This is a genomic window from Pseudomonas sp. LBUM1664 (assembly GCF_059695895.1).
The window spans coordinates 3,385,114-3,398,747 of sequence record NZ_CP166791.1; the positions used below are offsets into that span (position 1 = coordinate 3,385,114).

The following is a 13,634-nucleotide window of genomic DNA, read 5'->3' on the forward strand; positions in this document are numbered from 1 at the left end:
ACGCAAACCTTTGTGGCGAGGGCGCAAGCTCCCTCGCCACAAAGGGTGTTCGGCGTTAGAACTTATGCAACCAGTTCAACACCAGCTTATCCCCCTCGGTGCGATTCTCGGCATCCTGCTCAAAGTAGGCATTGACCGATAACACATCCTCCTTGCGAAAGGCATACACCAGTCCTGGCCCAATCGCCCAGACTTTTTCCCGGCGCCCGCTTACATCGTGCCCGTCGACTTGGGTATCGGTGAATTGTTTGAGCCAGTAGCCGTTGAGCCCCGCGCTCAGTCGCTCGGTCAGGGCGTACTGCACCGTCAGGTTCGCGTGCAGGGCCTGGCCAGCCTGGGTATCGGAGACATCGCCGAAGCTGGCCGAGGGGTCGTCGTTCTTGCCGTTCCACAGGTACATGAAGCGCCCGCTCGCCGACCATTTGGGCGTGAACCAATAGGTGGCGGCGTAGTACGGGTTGAACGACCAGAAGTTGCTGCCCGGGTTGATCGAGCGGTTGCGGTTGTAGGCGCCCACCGGCATCGACACATCCACTTCGACGCGTTGGGTCAGCAAAGGGCTGCCATCGGCGCGGGTCAAGGTCGGCAGTTGCAGGAAGGCACCCAAGGTCAGGTCGCCAAAACCTTCCCTTGAGCTCAGGGCCGCGTTGTTCAGCCCGTCGTCCACATCCACATGAGCCAGGGCTGTGTTGATCAGCGTAAAACCCGGCATCGCGCCGTTGGCCCGCGGTTGGCCGACGTAGATGATCTGGGTGGTCGGCGCGAACACTTCCAGGGTTTGCTTGGGCAAAGACAATTTATCGCCGTAGGCGTCGTTGAAACGATTGGCCTTGGAGTACGTGAGGTACTCCTCCAGATACCAGCCAGGACCAGCCGGCGCGGGAGAGCCGTCGTAGAAACTGGTGAGGCCCAGATTGACGCCGGGCAGGTCATACGCATGAACGAGGGGCGACAGCGCGGCCAGAATCGGGGCAGCAGCCATCCGCAAGATAGGCTTGAGCATCTTGTGAGTCCTGTATTTTTGTTTTTATTGGAGGCCCGACACCGCACGCACAGTGCCGGGTTACATCACCGCGGTGTTTAGATGTAGGTCGCCGCCAGCCCGCCATCCACCGGCAGGTTGACTCCGTTGACCCAGCGCGCGGCATCGGAGCAGAGGAAGGCAATCACCGCCGCCACCTCATCGGCCAGTGCCGGACGCTTCATGCGATGACTGTCCTGCGCCACCCTTTCCTCGCCGAGCATGCTGACAAAATCCCCGAGAATCGGCGTGAACACCGGTCCCGGCGCAACGCAGTTGACCCGCACCGAATGCTCGGCGAACCACTGTTGCGACTTCTGGTAAGTCCAGACGATCAGCGCTTCCTTGAAGTATTGATAACAGGTCGCTTGTTCCACTGGATGAGCCGCGAGCCACCGCTGCCCTGCCCCGTAGCTCTCGGCGTCCGCCAGGGCTTTGTGTAGCGCCAGCCGCTCCGGCCACTGGGCGCCAAGAATCGAGGCGACATTGACGATGCTGCCCCCCGGCGCGATACGCGGCAGCAAGGACTCGGTGAGACGCCGCAGGCCCAGGTAATTGACCTTGGCCACGACTTGCACCGGCGCAGTCCCTGGCACGCCGGCCACGTTGCACAGCCCATCGATCTGCTTCGGCAGGCGCGCCACCAGGGCATCAATACTTTCGGGATCCCCCAGGTCCGCCTGGAAAAAGCCGTCCACGGTCAGTTGCGGTTCATGCCGATCGACCCCTATCACCCGAGCCCCCTGGAAACGCGCCAGGCGCGCCAGCTCCGCGCCGATGCCGGAGGCCACGCCCGTGACGACCAGGGTTTTGTTGTGCAGGTTCATGTTCAAGCCCTCTTATTGTTGTATAGGCATATCGATAAAACGCAGTCAGAACGGATAGACCGGCGCGGTGTTTTTCACCGTCACCCACTGCCACTGAGTGTATTCGTCCCAGTCCGCCGGGCCGCCGACACTGCCGCCATTGCCCGAGGCGCCACGTCCGCCGAAGGGGTTGACGCACTCATCGGCGACGGTTTGGTCGTTGATGTGCAACATGCCGCACTCAAGCCGTTCACCGATGGCCATGGCCCGGCCGACCGAGGGCGAAATGATCGCCGCTGACAAACCGTATTCGGTGCGGTTGGCCAGCTCGATGGCCTCTTCATCGCTGGCGAAACTGACGACCGTCGCAACGGGCCCGAAGACTTCCTCCTCGAAGGCACGCATGCCCGGTTTCACGCCACTGAGCACGGTCGGTTGATAGAACAGCCGATCGTACTCTGCTCCTGTCTCCAGTCGTGCACCGGCGCGCAAGGTATCGCTGACGATGTCGTGCACACGTTGCAACTGCCGCTGGTTGATCAACGGTCCCAGCGCTGCTTCGCCCCGAGCAGCGTTGCCTACGGTCAAGGCACGGGCCTTGTCCACCAGTTTACGGGTCAAGGCTTCGGCGATGGATTCATGGGCCAGAATCAAGCCGGTGGCCATGCAAATCTGCCCCTGATGCAGCCAGGCGCCCCAGGCTGCGTTTCTGGCGGCGAGGTCCAGGTCGGCGTCTTCAAGAATAATCAATGAGTTCTTGCCGCCCAGCTCCAGCGCGACTTTCTTCAGATTTCGCCCGGCCACTTCAGCGACTTTGCGACCGGCGCCGGTGGAGCCGGTGAAAGCAATCATCCGCACGTTAGGGTCGCGGCACAGCGCCTCACCGGCATCCGCCGCGCCGGGCAACACCTGCAGCAACCCCTTGGGCAGGCCCGCTGCTTCGAACAACCGGGCAATCAGGAAACCACCGCTGACCGGAGTCTGCGGATCCGGCTTGAGCACCACCGCGTTGCCCGCTGCCAAGGCCGGCGCCACGGAGCGCATGGACAACACCAGAGGGAAGTTGAATGGCGAGATCACGCCGACCACGCCATGGGGCTGACGCCGGGCATAAGACAAGCGCCCAGCTTCGCTAGGCAACACGAGCCCGTGGGGTTGGGACAACAGGCCGGCGGCCTGATGCAGCAGCACAATCGCCTCGCGCACTTCGTGCTGGCCCTTGAACAAGGCCGCACCGGTTTCCCGGGCAACGTACAGCGCCAGCTCCTCGAAAGACTGCTCGGCCACGTCGGCCGCCTTGCGAAAAATGGCGGCGCGTTCCCGGGGGCCGAGTGCCGCCCAGGCCGGCTGCGCCAAGGCAGCGTCGCGGCTGGCCTTGGCGATGTCGGCAGGGTCGGCTGTGGCGCTGCGCATCAGCACCTCACCGGTGGCCGGCTCAATGATAGGCAAGAGCGGGCCCGAGGCAGGCACCCAGTCACCGTTGAATACACATTCGGATTCGATCACCTGAGGCAACAGGTGGCTTTTGGACGCAGACATTTCAAACTCCCGGCTCTTTGTTTTTGTCATCGTTTGCAGCGCCTCAAAGGCGCCGGCGCAAACGCCGTGCAAGTGCTTGAGCAAGCGTTGTGCCGGTTTCGTGCGCCGATGCTCATAAAAAACAGCGCAAGGCTCTGGATCAATGTCCTGCCTCTGACCCAACGGTTCAGGACGAACCTGCGCCCCTATCTGAGGCCCGCCGCCACTTGTTCAATTGATAAAGTTATGCTTAATAACTATCTAGCCAGATGATCATTTCGATCACCCGCCATCAGGGGCATAACAATGAATAATCCCCACTGTCAGTTGCCGGATCACCGGATTGCCACCGAGCATTTCCATCCGCGGGGCGACAGCAATGAACTGACCGACAGCAGCTCGCCGACGCCGGCCGAACTCACCGACTGCCTGTTTTTCTCCCCTGACGATGGGCGTATCTGGCTCAACGACCAACGCATGTTGCTGCTGCACAGCTCGTCCTTTGGTGTGTTGCGCCGCGAGATCATCGAGCGCCAGGGCCTGGAGCAGGCGCGTGGCATGCTCACCCGCACCGGTTACTCCTCCGGTGCCCGGGACGCCCGGCTGATTCGCGAGCGCTGGCCCCAGGCCAATGCCGCGGTGGTGTTTCGCGCGGGCACGCATTTGCACACCCTCGAAGGCATGACCAAGGTCGAGCCGCTGCATTTCAAGTTCGATTCCGACTCGGGGTTCTATGAAGGAGAGTTTCTCTGGCATCACTCCTGTGAGGCCGACGAGCATGTCGCGGCCTACGGCACCGGGCAGGATCCGGTGTGCTGGACCGAGCTGGGTTACGCCATCGGTTTCGTCAGCGGCCTGTTCGGGCAACTGGTGATCTTCCGCGAAGTGGAATGCCGAGGCATGGGGCACGAGCGCTGCCGGGTGATCGGCAAGACCGCCGAACAATGGGGCGACATCGAGCAGGACCTGAATTACCTCAACGCCTCACAGCCGACGGTCGCCGCACGCTCCGGCGCCAGGCCCGATCCCGTTGCCGGGAGCGTCCTGCTGCCTGACAGCAAGCAGCCACTGATCGGCGCCAGCGCCGCATTCAACGCGGCGACCCAAGCCTTGCAACGAGTGGCGCTGACCCCTGCTACCGTGCTGGTCAGCGGCGAATCCGGTGTGGGCAAGGAGCTGTTCGCCCGCCAGTTGCACCAATTGAGTCGCCGACGTGATGGCCCGTTCATCGCCCTCAACTGCGCGGCCATACCAGACAATCTGATCGAAGCCGAGCTGTTTGGCGTTGAGCGCGGCGCCTTCACCGGCGCCACCCATTCGCGTCCCGGCCGCTTCGAACGGGCCCACGGCGGCACGCTGTTTCTCGACGAGATCACCTGCCTGAGCCTGGCCGGGCAAAGTAAATTGCTGCGTGCCTTGCAGGAGCGGGAAATTGAGCGGGTCGGTGGCGGCCATGGCATCAAGGTCGATGTGCGGGTGGTGGCTGCCACCAACATCGACCTGCGCAAAGCCGTGGCCCAGGGCGAGTTGCGCGAAGACTTGTTCTACCGCCTCAACGTCTACCCCATTGCCCTGCCGCCCCTGCGTGAGCGTCGCGACGACATTCCACTGCTGACCAATGCCTTTCTCACACGCTTTTGCCAGGAATACGGCCGCACGCCCATGGGCCTGACCATGCGTGCCTTGAAGGTCCTGCTGCGTTATGACTTTCCGGGTAACGTGCGGGAGTTGCAGAACCTCATCGAACGCGGCCTGATTGCCAGCGAAGAAGGCCAGGCCATCGACCTGGTGCATTTGTTTCGCAATGAGCAATTGCCGGTGGATGCCTATTCAGTGGATTACAACGGCGGCCTCTCGCCGATGGCTCTCGCCACCGCCGGTAGCCCGGAAAAACCGGCCTTGCTCCAATCGCTCAGCCAGTTGGAATCGGACTTCTCCATCGACGGCCTCGAATCACGGCTGATCAACGAGGCACTGCAACTGAGCAGCGGCAATCTGGCCGCGGCGGCACGGTCATTGGGGCTGAGCCGGGCGCAGTTCGCCTATCGCCTGAAGAAGCATCAGCGGGGAGTCTCAGCCTGAGTTCAAGCGCTGTGCAAGCAAGTGGTGTTTTTACCGATAGACAGGATGGCGCCGGCACAGCGCTACCACCTGCTCACGCACATGCTGCGCAACTTGCTCACTGCCGCCGGATTCCAGTGCGTCCAGCACGTCACAAAGCCAACCTGCCAGTTGCTCGCATTCTGGTACGCCGAACCCACGAGTGGTCACGGCCGGGGTACCGATTCGCAGCCCCGATGTCACGAACGGCGAACGTGGGTCATTGGGCACCGAATTTTTGTTGGCCGTTATGTAGGCATTACTCAGGGCTGCGTCGGCATCCTTGCCGGTGTAAGGCTTGTCCGACAGGTCGATCAACATCATGTGGTTGTCAGTCCCCCCGGAGACAATTTTGTAACCGCGCTGCTGCAACACGGCGACCATGGCCCGGGCGTTGATCACAATCTGCTTCTGATAGGTCTTGAACGCGGGCGCCAGCGCTTCCTTGAAGGCGACGGCCTTGGCGGCGATCTGGTGCATCAACGGGCCGCCTTGGACGCCCGGAAAAACCGCCGAGTCGAGCTTCTTGTAAAACGTATCGTCCTGCCCCTTGGACAGGATTAAACCGCCACGCGGGCCGCGCAACGTCTTGTGGGTGGTGCTGGTGACCACGTGGGCGTGGGGCAATGGGTTCGGATACTCGCCAGCCGCCACCAAGCCGGCGACATGGGCCATGTCGACCCAAAAAATCGCCCCGATCTTGTCGGCGATAACCCGCATGCGCGCCCAGTCCATGTACCGGGAGTAGGCGGAAAAACCACCGATCAGCATCTTCGGTCGAGTTTCCAGAGCGATGCGTTCCATCTCGTCGTAGTTGATCAACCCCGTCTGCGGGTCAAGACCATAGGGAACGATCGTGTAATGGCGGCCGGAGAAGTTGGAGGGACTGCCGTGGGTCAGGTGACCACCCTGGGCCAGATTCATGCCCATCACCGTGTCGCCAGGGCTGATCAGCGCCAGAAACACTGCGGCGTTGGCCTGGGCGCCGGCATGTGGCTGGACGTTGGCGTAATCGCAATCGAACAGCACCTTGACCCGTTCGATGGCCAGGCGCTCAGCCACATCGACATACTCGCAGCCGCTGTAGTAGCGCTTGCCCGGGTAACCTTCGGCGTACTTATTGGTGAATACCGAGTTCTGAATCGCCATCACCCATGGGCTGGCATAGTTCTCGGAAGCGATCAGCTCGACGTGGTCTTCCTGGCGCTGTTCTTCGCTATGAATTGCCTCGCACAGTTCGGCGTCGAATTCTTCGAGGGTCAGGGATGAGTCGTACATGATGAGTGGATCCTGTGGATTGGGAAATGAACTTGTTGCAGTGCCTGCTACGACAAAAGCCGATTCGCGCCAGCCACGGGGTTGGCATCCGCCGTAGGCCAGTAATAGGCGTCCGGCATGGCGCGTGCGCCGAAGATGGCCTGACCGACACGCACCACGGTCGCCCCTTCTTCGATAGCGATTTCGAAATCACCGGACATGCCCATGGACAGCTCCTCCAGCCCGACACCGGCCGGTGCGTCTTGGCGCAGGCGCTCGCGCAGTTCGCGCAGCAGCACGAAACAAGGGCGGACACGGGCGACGTCGGCAGAGAACAGTGCCAGCGTCATCAGGCCTCGCACACGCAGCGCAGAGAACGCAGGCAAGGCACGAAAAAAACTGCCGACCTCTTCGGGTGTCAGGCCGTACTTGCTGATCTCACCGGAGGTATTGACCTGGACAAACACATCCAGCTGCCGACCTTCGATTTGCAGGCGACGGTCCAGTGCCTCGGCCACACGCAGGCTGTCCAGTGCCTGGAATTCGGAGGCAAAACGAGCCACCTGCTTGGCCTTGTTGGTTTGCAGATGGCCGATGACCGACCATTGCAGGTCGGCCAGGTCAGCCATGGCTTCCCATTTACGCTGCGCCTCCTGCACCTTGTTCTCGCCCAGTAGCCGGCAGCCTGCGGCGTAGGCCAGGCGCAGATGTGCTTCGTCAAAGGTTTTGCTTACCGGCAGCAGACGCACGCTCGCTGGATCACGACCGACACGCTGGCAGGCGCTGGCGATGCGCCGCTGCACTGCAGCCAGATTACGGCGAAAGTCCTCGACGCTATGGGCCTGCGGGTAGCGGCCGTGGCACTCGTACAGGGTCAGGGTGTCGACTGCGGTGACCTCTTCAATACGGGCTTGCATCAGTTGGCAGCTCCTTTACGGGTGACAGGCTCGGCAGCAGGATTGAAGACCGGCTCGCGACGCGGCAAACGGCCGTTGAGTACGGCGTACGCCACCAGACCAATCAGCAGTCCCCAGAACGCCCCACCGATCCCGAACAAAGTGATGTTGGCGGCAGCAGCCAGGAAGGTAATCAGCGAGGCTTCGCGGGATTTGGCGTCGACCATGGCACTGGCCAGGCTGCCGCCGATGGTGCCCAGCAGGGCGAGCCCGGCCAGAGTAGTGATGAAGGCTGCCGGGAAGGCCATGAACACCCCAGCGAGGGTCACGCCGAAGACCCCTACGAGGATGTAGAAGACGCCCGCAGCAATGCCGGCGATCCAGCGCTTGGAGGGTTCTTCATGGGCCTCCTTGCCGGTGCAGATGGCTGCTGTAATCGCCGCGATGTTGAACGCGTGGGAACCAAAGGGCGCCATGAGCAAGGAACCCAACCCGGTGAGGGTCACGATCGGATTGGCACTGGTGCTGAATCCATCGTTGCGCAGTACCAGCATGCCAGGCATGTACTGACCGGTCAGGGTGATCAGAAACAGCGGCAGCGCGACACTGAGCAAAGCATTGAGCGAGAACTCAGGCAGGGTGAACACTGGTGCCGCGAGTTGCAGCCCCAGCCCCGACAAATCGAAACGTCCCTGAATCAGCAGGAAGGCCAGCCCCAATGCCATAATGCCCACCACCGCGTAACGTGCGGTAAAACGTTTGAGCAGGATGTAGGCAACAATCAGCAACCCGACCAGCATCGGGTCAATGCTCATGCCGCCAAAAGCACCGATGCCAAACTGCAGCAGGATACCGGCCAGCAGCCCTGCGGCCACACCCGGCGGGATCAGTCGGATGACTTTTTCGAAGTAGCCGGACAAGCCCAGCAGCACGAAGGCAGCGGCCGAGATCATGTACGCGCCCACCGCCTCGGCATAGGGCGTGGTGGCCAGGGCGACGACCAGGAATGCCGCCGCGGGTGTCGACCAGGCGGTGATGATCGGCTCGCGAGAAACCCAGCTGAGGAACAGCCCGGTAACACCCACGCCAATCGATACGGACCACACCCACGAAGCTGTCAACTCAGGGCTCAGCCCAGCTACCTTGGCTGCCTGGAAGACCAGAATGAAGGTGCCGCCATAGTTGACAATGACCGAGATCAGACCGGCGACAATCGGATGAATGAGATCGCTGAGGCGAACAGATGACTTGGATGTTGAAGAAGGCATGGCTTTACTTTGCTCCTTGCAAAGCGAGGTACTTGGCCTCGACTGGAAAGTGATTTATAGCGCTGAAATGGCCTGTTTTGCCCATACACTTTTGCGCATGAAACCAGACCACTTGACGGGCCTGCGGCGGTCCTTGCCTAGCCATGCACGCGAGCGAAGTCCTTCATGAAATCGGTCAATGCGTCGACCGCCAGCAGCGTGACCGCGTTATAGATGCTGGCCCTGACGCCACCAACCGAGGCATGGCCCCTGAGGCCTTTGAATCCGGACTGATCGGCCAGGCGCAAGAAGTCCTTTTCAACCGCGGTATCGGCGAGCACGAACGGCACGTTGTTGATCGAGCGAAACGGCGCTTGCACACTGTTGCGATAGAACCCGTCGCTGTCGTCAATCGTGCGATACAGCAGCTCGGCCTTGGCCTGGTTGGTCTGGTGGATCTTCTCGATACCACCGCAGCGTTGAATCCACTTGAGTGTCAAACCGGTGAGGTACCAGGGGAAGGTTGCCGGCGTATTGAGCATCGATTCCGCGTTGGCGATGTGCGCGTAATTGAGAATGTCGGGGGTGACCTCCAGTGCGGCATCGAGTAGCGCGGCGTCAATGATCACGATGGTAAGGCCCGCCGGCCCCATGTTCTTTTGCGCGGCGGCATAGATAAGGCCGTGTTTGGCCACATCAATGGGTTTGGAGAGCAGGCTTGAGCAGGCGTCGCAGACCAGAGGAACCGACACGCATGGCGCACCGGCGAATTGCACGCCGTGCACCGTTTCGTTCTCCGTGTAGTGCAGGTAGGCGGCGTTCGGGTTGAGGTTCCAGTCCGTCACGGCGGGGATGCGATCAAAGCCAGAAGCCTTGCTGCTGGCAGCGATACGAACGTCGCAGTAGCGCTGAGCAGCCTGGATGGCCTTGCCCGACCAGAGCCCGGTATGCAGATAGTCCGCAGTTCCTTTGTTGCCCAACAGGTTCATCGGCACCTGGGCAAACTGCAGCGAGGCGCCGCCCTGCACGAACAGCACTTTGTACTGGCTGGGCACCTGCAGAATCGCCCGCAGGTCTTGTTCGGCCTGATAGGCAAGTTCCATGAACACCTCTGAGCGATGGCTGATTTCCATCACCGACATGCCGGTGCCAGCGAAGTCGAAAAACTCTTCGTGCGCTTGCCGAAGCACTTCAAGCGGCAGCGCGGTTGGCCCTGCGCTGAAGTTGTGTGACCTTGCCATACCTTAATCCAGCCCTGCTCAAAGTTGCCCACCAAGCGATAGATCGCCGAGCACAAAGGCAATAGCGATGGACAGAGTCTACGGATAGAATGGTCTGCCTTTTCAGGCCAATTTATCCATACAGGGCAGACCGCATGACAAAAACCTTCGAGTTCGAGACGCTGAAAATGCGGCTCAACGATGCCGAGTTTCAGCGGCTGGATCTGCACCAACGAATTCAACGTGCACTGCGTGCACTGATCCTCGAAGGTTCCCTTGATCCTGGCCTGAGGCTGCCGGCGACCCGGGTTCTGGCCAAGACGCTCGGCGTTGCCCGCGACACAGTCGAGAACGCCTATGTGCAATTGCAGCGTGATGGATTCATCGTGCGGCGCGAAGGTTCGGGCAGCTATGTCTGCGAGACGGTAGGTCCCCAATTGCGCGGGGCAGCGCGCCGGCGCATGAAAATGCAAGACACCAAGCGCAGCGAGGCCGCGCCAGGATCGGGCTTGAGCCGGCGCGGCCGGATGATTTTCGACAGTGGTGGCGTTTGCGATCAACAGGTGATCAAGGCTTTTGCCACAGGTCTGCCGGAAACCCGCACCTTCCCCACCGATGTCTGGGAGCGCCTGCAACGCCAGGTCATGAAGGACTATCGGGGCAACGTCCTGCTGCATGGCGACCCGCAAGGTGCCGAGCCGCTGCGCAAGGCGATCGCCACCTACTTGAACCTCGAACGCGGAGCCAAATGCTCCCCCGACCAGATCCTGGTGTTGAGCAGTACTCGCCAAGCCCTGTTCCTGTGCGCCCAGTTGCTAGTGGACGCCGGCAAACCGATCTTGCTGGAAAACCCGGGCTACTACGGCGCCAAGAAAGCCTTTGAAACGGCGGAGGCCAAGGTCATGCCCATTGACGTCGATGCACTGGGCATACGTACGGACCTGCTGCAGGCAGACCGCAGCGGCGCCAATTGCGTTTATGTCACGCCCTCTCATCAATACCCCACCGGGGCGACCTTAGCGCTGGAACGCCGACTCGAGCTGATCAACTGGGCAACCGAGCACGGCAAGTGGATCATCGAGGACGACTACGACAGCGAGTTCCACTACGACGGGCTGCCGACCGCGTGCGTGCAGGGACTGGACAAATACCAGCGCACGATCTACCTCGGCACCTTCAGCAAGACGCTCTATCCGGGGTTGCGGATGGGCTACATGGTGGTGCCTTTCGAGCTGGTCAAAGCCTTCACCTACGCGCGCAGCATCATGGATGGCCACACACCACAGGTCCTTCAACTGACCCTCGCGCGCTTCATGGAAGACGGCCACTACAACTCCCACGTCCGAGCCATGCGCAAACTCTACGCCGGACGCCGTGCAGTCATGCTCGATGCCATCGACAAGCACCTGGACGGCATTGTGACGGCCGCACGCCCCCAAGGCGGACTGCAAATTCCCTGCTTGCTGGCCGATGGTTGGTCGGAGGAAAAGACCCTGCGCCAAGCCGCCGCTGCGGGCGTTCAGCTGCCCGGCCTTAGCCGGCTGTACGCCGGCGATGAGAAGAAACAAGGATGGTTATTGGGCTATTCGTCCCTGACCGCTTATGAAATCGAAACGGCCATGGTACGTCTGGTCAATGCGCTGAAACCCTGATGCAACAGCGTTAAAGCTCAGTGCGTCCCCGCCAACTCCCGGCGCAGTATCCACAGTGTTACAGACTTGGGCAGAATCCTCGAAAGCCGGATCAGCCACCTCCATGTCCAAGGGAACAAATAGTCCCAGCGCTTGCTACGCATGGCATACAACATATGCGCAACGGCCTTCGCTTCGGATATCTCCATCGGGGCCGGCATACCATCGTTTGCGGTATGGGCAGTAGCCACAAAGCCTGGATAAATCGAGAGAAAACGGATGCCTCTGTCACCGAACTCGATGCGGCAGGTGTCTATCAGCAAGCGCAGTGCTCCCTTGGCAGCGCTGTACGGACCTTGGAGAGGAACCCCCAAAAAGCCCGCCAGTGAATTGGTATGAACCACCAATCCGTGACGCTGCAGACTCATCTGCTCAAGGACAGGAAACAGGTAATTGACGGCCACATCGTAGTTTGAGCGCATATACGCGGTGATTTGCGAAGCCTGCATCTGACGCATGTCCAGTGCCGGTGCGCCACCGGCGTTGAGCACCACCACATCGAGGCGGCCATAGCGCGCCACGACCTCGGTGACCAGGCCGGCGGCAGCCTTCTCGTCCAGCGCATCGGCGGCGTGCACCAGGCACTTGCCACCCAGCCCGATGATTTCACGCGAAAGCTCGTCGAGCTGTTCCTGACGTCGGGCGGTCGCGACCACTTGAGCCCCTTCCTTCGCCAAGCGCAGGGCCAGACCACGCCCCATCCCGGAAGAAGCGCCGACGATCAGTACCACCTTCCCTTCAAAACTGACATGCCGGGGAACAGGCCATCGGCGTAGCAAGCCCAATAGAGCAAGAGCCACCAGCGAGAAAATGGTGCTGACAAAGACGACAGGCTGGACATAGTCACCCGCCACCCATTGCGAGGCGACCAATGGCCCAAAGGCGCAACCCAACAGTTGCATACCCGGGACCAGTGCGGCCACCCGTCCTGACGGATCAAGCTGCAGAGCAATGCGTACCTGAAACGGCGTGAGCATCAGGTAAACCAGGCCAAAAAAACCGCAGAGCATCAAAAACACTTTGGTGCTTTGGCCGGCTGGCAGGTCCATGGCCATTGCAATGGCGCCCAACAAAATGGCGGCAACGCCGAGCATTTTATAATCGCAAACCCTGCGCACCAGCAGGATGCCGAGACAACCACCCAGCACCTGCATGAATAACGTGCCCGAGACCAATAACTGAGCACTCTGCGCATCCAGGCCGGCGTACTTGCCCAACGGTTCCAGGTAAGCCCAGAGCGCACCGATAGCTGAAAGCTGCATAAACACAAGGGCCAGCAGCAAGCCGTGCCGCACTTCCCAAGTGAAGCCAGGCGCCTGTTCCATATCAGCCAGGGCAGCCAAACGGGAGGGTTGCCAACGGACCAAAAGCACTGCGGATGCAGACACCAACGCCAGAAAAATGAAGCCCCCGGCAACGCTTTCCCGTGGCAGAACCCAAAAGGCGAGGATCGCAGCGATGGTACCCTGGGCCAGGGTCTGGACGACCATGAATACCCCTGACACACGGTCCGGTGCCGGCCCTCGGACAATCAGACTGACAGCCCCCCACAACAATAACCCCTCGGCCAATCCGGCCAGGGCACGTACCACCATGAGTTCGGTATCTCCCCAGGTGGTTGCCGTCACCCAATCCAGCCCCGCGGCGGACAAGGCGGCAACTATCGTGAGAAACCGCAGGTTGATCACCGATCGCAACAGGTCGCCCAGGATCACCCCGAGCCCCAACGCGACGATCTCTCCCATCGCCACCAGCCCGACCCCTTCCAACGAAAGACGGTTCTCTGCCAGCAATTCACCCAACAACAAAGGTTGCAATCCCACCATCAATACGGCGACTGAACCCAATGTCAGCGCAGCGCCAAGGTGCTTACGAGAA

The 13,634-nt window shown here is 61.0% G+C and carries 10 protein-coding genes; 2 read left to right on the forward strand and 8 right to left on the reverse strand.

The window, feature by feature from the left end:
• Positions 1-55 precede the first annotated feature (55 nt).
• The 3 genes from ACA047_RS15710 to ACA047_RS15720 all read right to left on the reverse strand — a co-directional run bounded on the left by ACA047_RS15710 (position 56) and on the right by ACA047_RS15720 (position 3,366).
• Complete coding sequence (locus tag ACA047_RS15710; RefSeq protein WP_497350733.1) at positions 56-1,003, reverse strand: SphA family protein; 948 nt, start codon at positions 1,001-1,003, stop codon at positions 56-58.
• 77 nt (positions 1,004-1,080) lie between these two features.
• Complete coding sequence (locus ACA047_RS15715; RefSeq protein WP_497350735.1) at positions 1,081-1,848, reverse strand: coniferyl-alcohol dehydrogenase; 768 nt, start codon at positions 1,846-1,848, stop codon at positions 1,081-1,083.
• 45 nt (positions 1,849-1,893) lie between these two features.
• Positions 1,894-3,366 (reverse strand): benzaldehyde dehydrogenase, encoded by a 1,473-nt coding sequence (locus tag ACA047_RS15720; protein ID WP_497350737.1) that lies wholly within the window; start codon positions 3,364-3,366, stop codon positions 1,894-1,896.
• Positions 3,367-3,651: 285 nt separating this feature from the next.
• Here ACA047_RS15720 and ACA047_RS15725 point away from each other — a divergent pair, with 285 nt between their 5' ends.
• Positions 3,652-5,427, forward strand: coding sequence for a sigma 54-interacting transcriptional regulator (locus tag ACA047_RS15725; RefSeq protein ID WP_497350739.1), 1,776 nt, complete (start codon positions 3,652-3,654; stop codon positions 5,425-5,427).
• A 30-nt stretch (positions 5,428-5,457) separates the two neighbouring features.
• On the opposite strand, the gene glyA is transcribed toward ACA047_RS15725, so the two are convergent.
• The 4 genes from glyA to serC all read right to left on the reverse strand — a co-directional run bounded on the left by glyA (position 5,458) and on the right by serC (position 10,086).
• Positions 5,458-6,723, reverse strand: a complete 1,266-nt coding sequence (gene glyA / locus ACA047_RS15730) for a serine hydroxymethyltransferase (RefSeq protein ID WP_497350741.1) — start codon at positions 6,721-6,723, stop codon at positions 5,458-5,460.
• Positions 6,724-6,770: 47 nt separating this feature from the next.
• Entirely contained in the window at positions 6,771-7,619 is an 849-nt protein-coding gene (locus tag ACA047_RS15735; protein ID WP_497350743.1) for a YggS family pyridoxal phosphate-dependent enzyme, read from the reverse strand.
• Positions 7,619-8,866, reverse strand: coding sequence for a benzoate/H(+) symporter BenE family transporter (locus tag ACA047_RS15740; protein ID WP_497350745.1), 1,248 nt, complete (start codon positions 8,864-8,866; stop codon positions 7,619-7,621). The genes ACA047_RS15735 and ACA047_RS15740 overlap by 1 nt, the downstream gene beginning before the upstream one ends.
• Before the next feature lie 137 nt (positions 8,867-9,003).
• Positions 9,004-10,086: a 3-phosphoserine/phosphohydroxythreonine transaminase gene (gene serC, locus ACA047_RS15745; protein WP_497350747.1), complete on the reverse strand. Its 1,083-nt coding sequence runs from the start codon at positions 10,084-10,086 to the stop codon at positions 9,004-9,006.
• Between the two features lie 134 nt (positions 10,087-10,220).
• Here serC and pdxR point away from each other — a divergent pair, with 134 nt between their 5' ends.
• On the forward strand, positions 10,221-11,717 hold the full coding sequence (gene pdxR, locus ACA047_RS15750) for a MocR-like pyridoxine biosynthesis transcription factor PdxR (RefSeq protein ID WP_497350749.1): 1,497 nt from the start codon (positions 10,221-10,223) through the stop codon (positions 11,715-11,717).
• A gap of 17 nt (positions 11,718-11,734) precedes the next feature.
• On the opposite strand, the gene ACA047_RS15755 is transcribed toward pdxR, so the two are convergent.
• Positions 11,735-13,561, reverse strand: a complete 1,827-nt coding sequence (locus tag ACA047_RS15755) for an SDR family NAD(P)-dependent oxidoreductase (protein WP_497350751.1) — start codon at positions 13,559-13,561, stop codon at positions 11,735-11,737.
• Positions 13,562-13,634: the final 73 nt, after the last annotated feature.

Bases quoted from the DNA above. Each gene is read 5' to 3' on its own strand.
- ACA047_RS15710 (WP_497350733.1), bottom strand. From the start codon at position 1,003: ATGCTCAAGCCTATCTTGCGGATGGCTGCTGCCCCGATTCTGGCCGCG.
- ACA047_RS15715 (WP_497350735.1), bottom strand. From the start codon at position 1,848: ATGAACCTGCACAACAAAACCCTGGTCGTCACGGGCGTGGCCTCCGGC.
- ACA047_RS15720 (WP_497350737.1), bottom strand. From the start codon at position 3,366: ATGTCTGCGTCCAAAAGCCACCTGTTGCCTCAGGTGATCGAATCCGAA.
- ACA047_RS15725 (WP_497350739.1), top strand. From the start codon at position 3,652: ATGAATAATCCCCACTGTCAGTTGCCGGATCACCGGATTGCCACCGAG.
- glyA (WP_497350741.1), bottom strand. From the start codon at position 6,723: ATGTACGACTCATCCCTGACCCTCGAAGAATTCGACGCCGAACTGTGC.
- ACA047_RS15735 (WP_497350743.1), bottom strand. From the start codon at position 7,619: ATGCAAGCCCGTATTGAAGAGGTCACCGCAGTCGACACCCTGACCCTG.
- ACA047_RS15740 (WP_497350745.1), bottom strand. From the start codon at position 8,866: ATGCCTTCTTCAACATCCAAGTCATCTGTTCGCCTCAGCGATCTCATT.
- serC (WP_497350747.1), bottom strand. From the start codon at position 10,086: ATGGCAAGGTCACACAACTTCAGCGCAGGGCCAACCGCGCTGCCGCTT.
- pdxR (WP_497350749.1), top strand. From the start codon at position 10,221: ATGACAAAAACCTTCGAGTTCGAGACGCTGAAAATGCGGCTCAACGAT.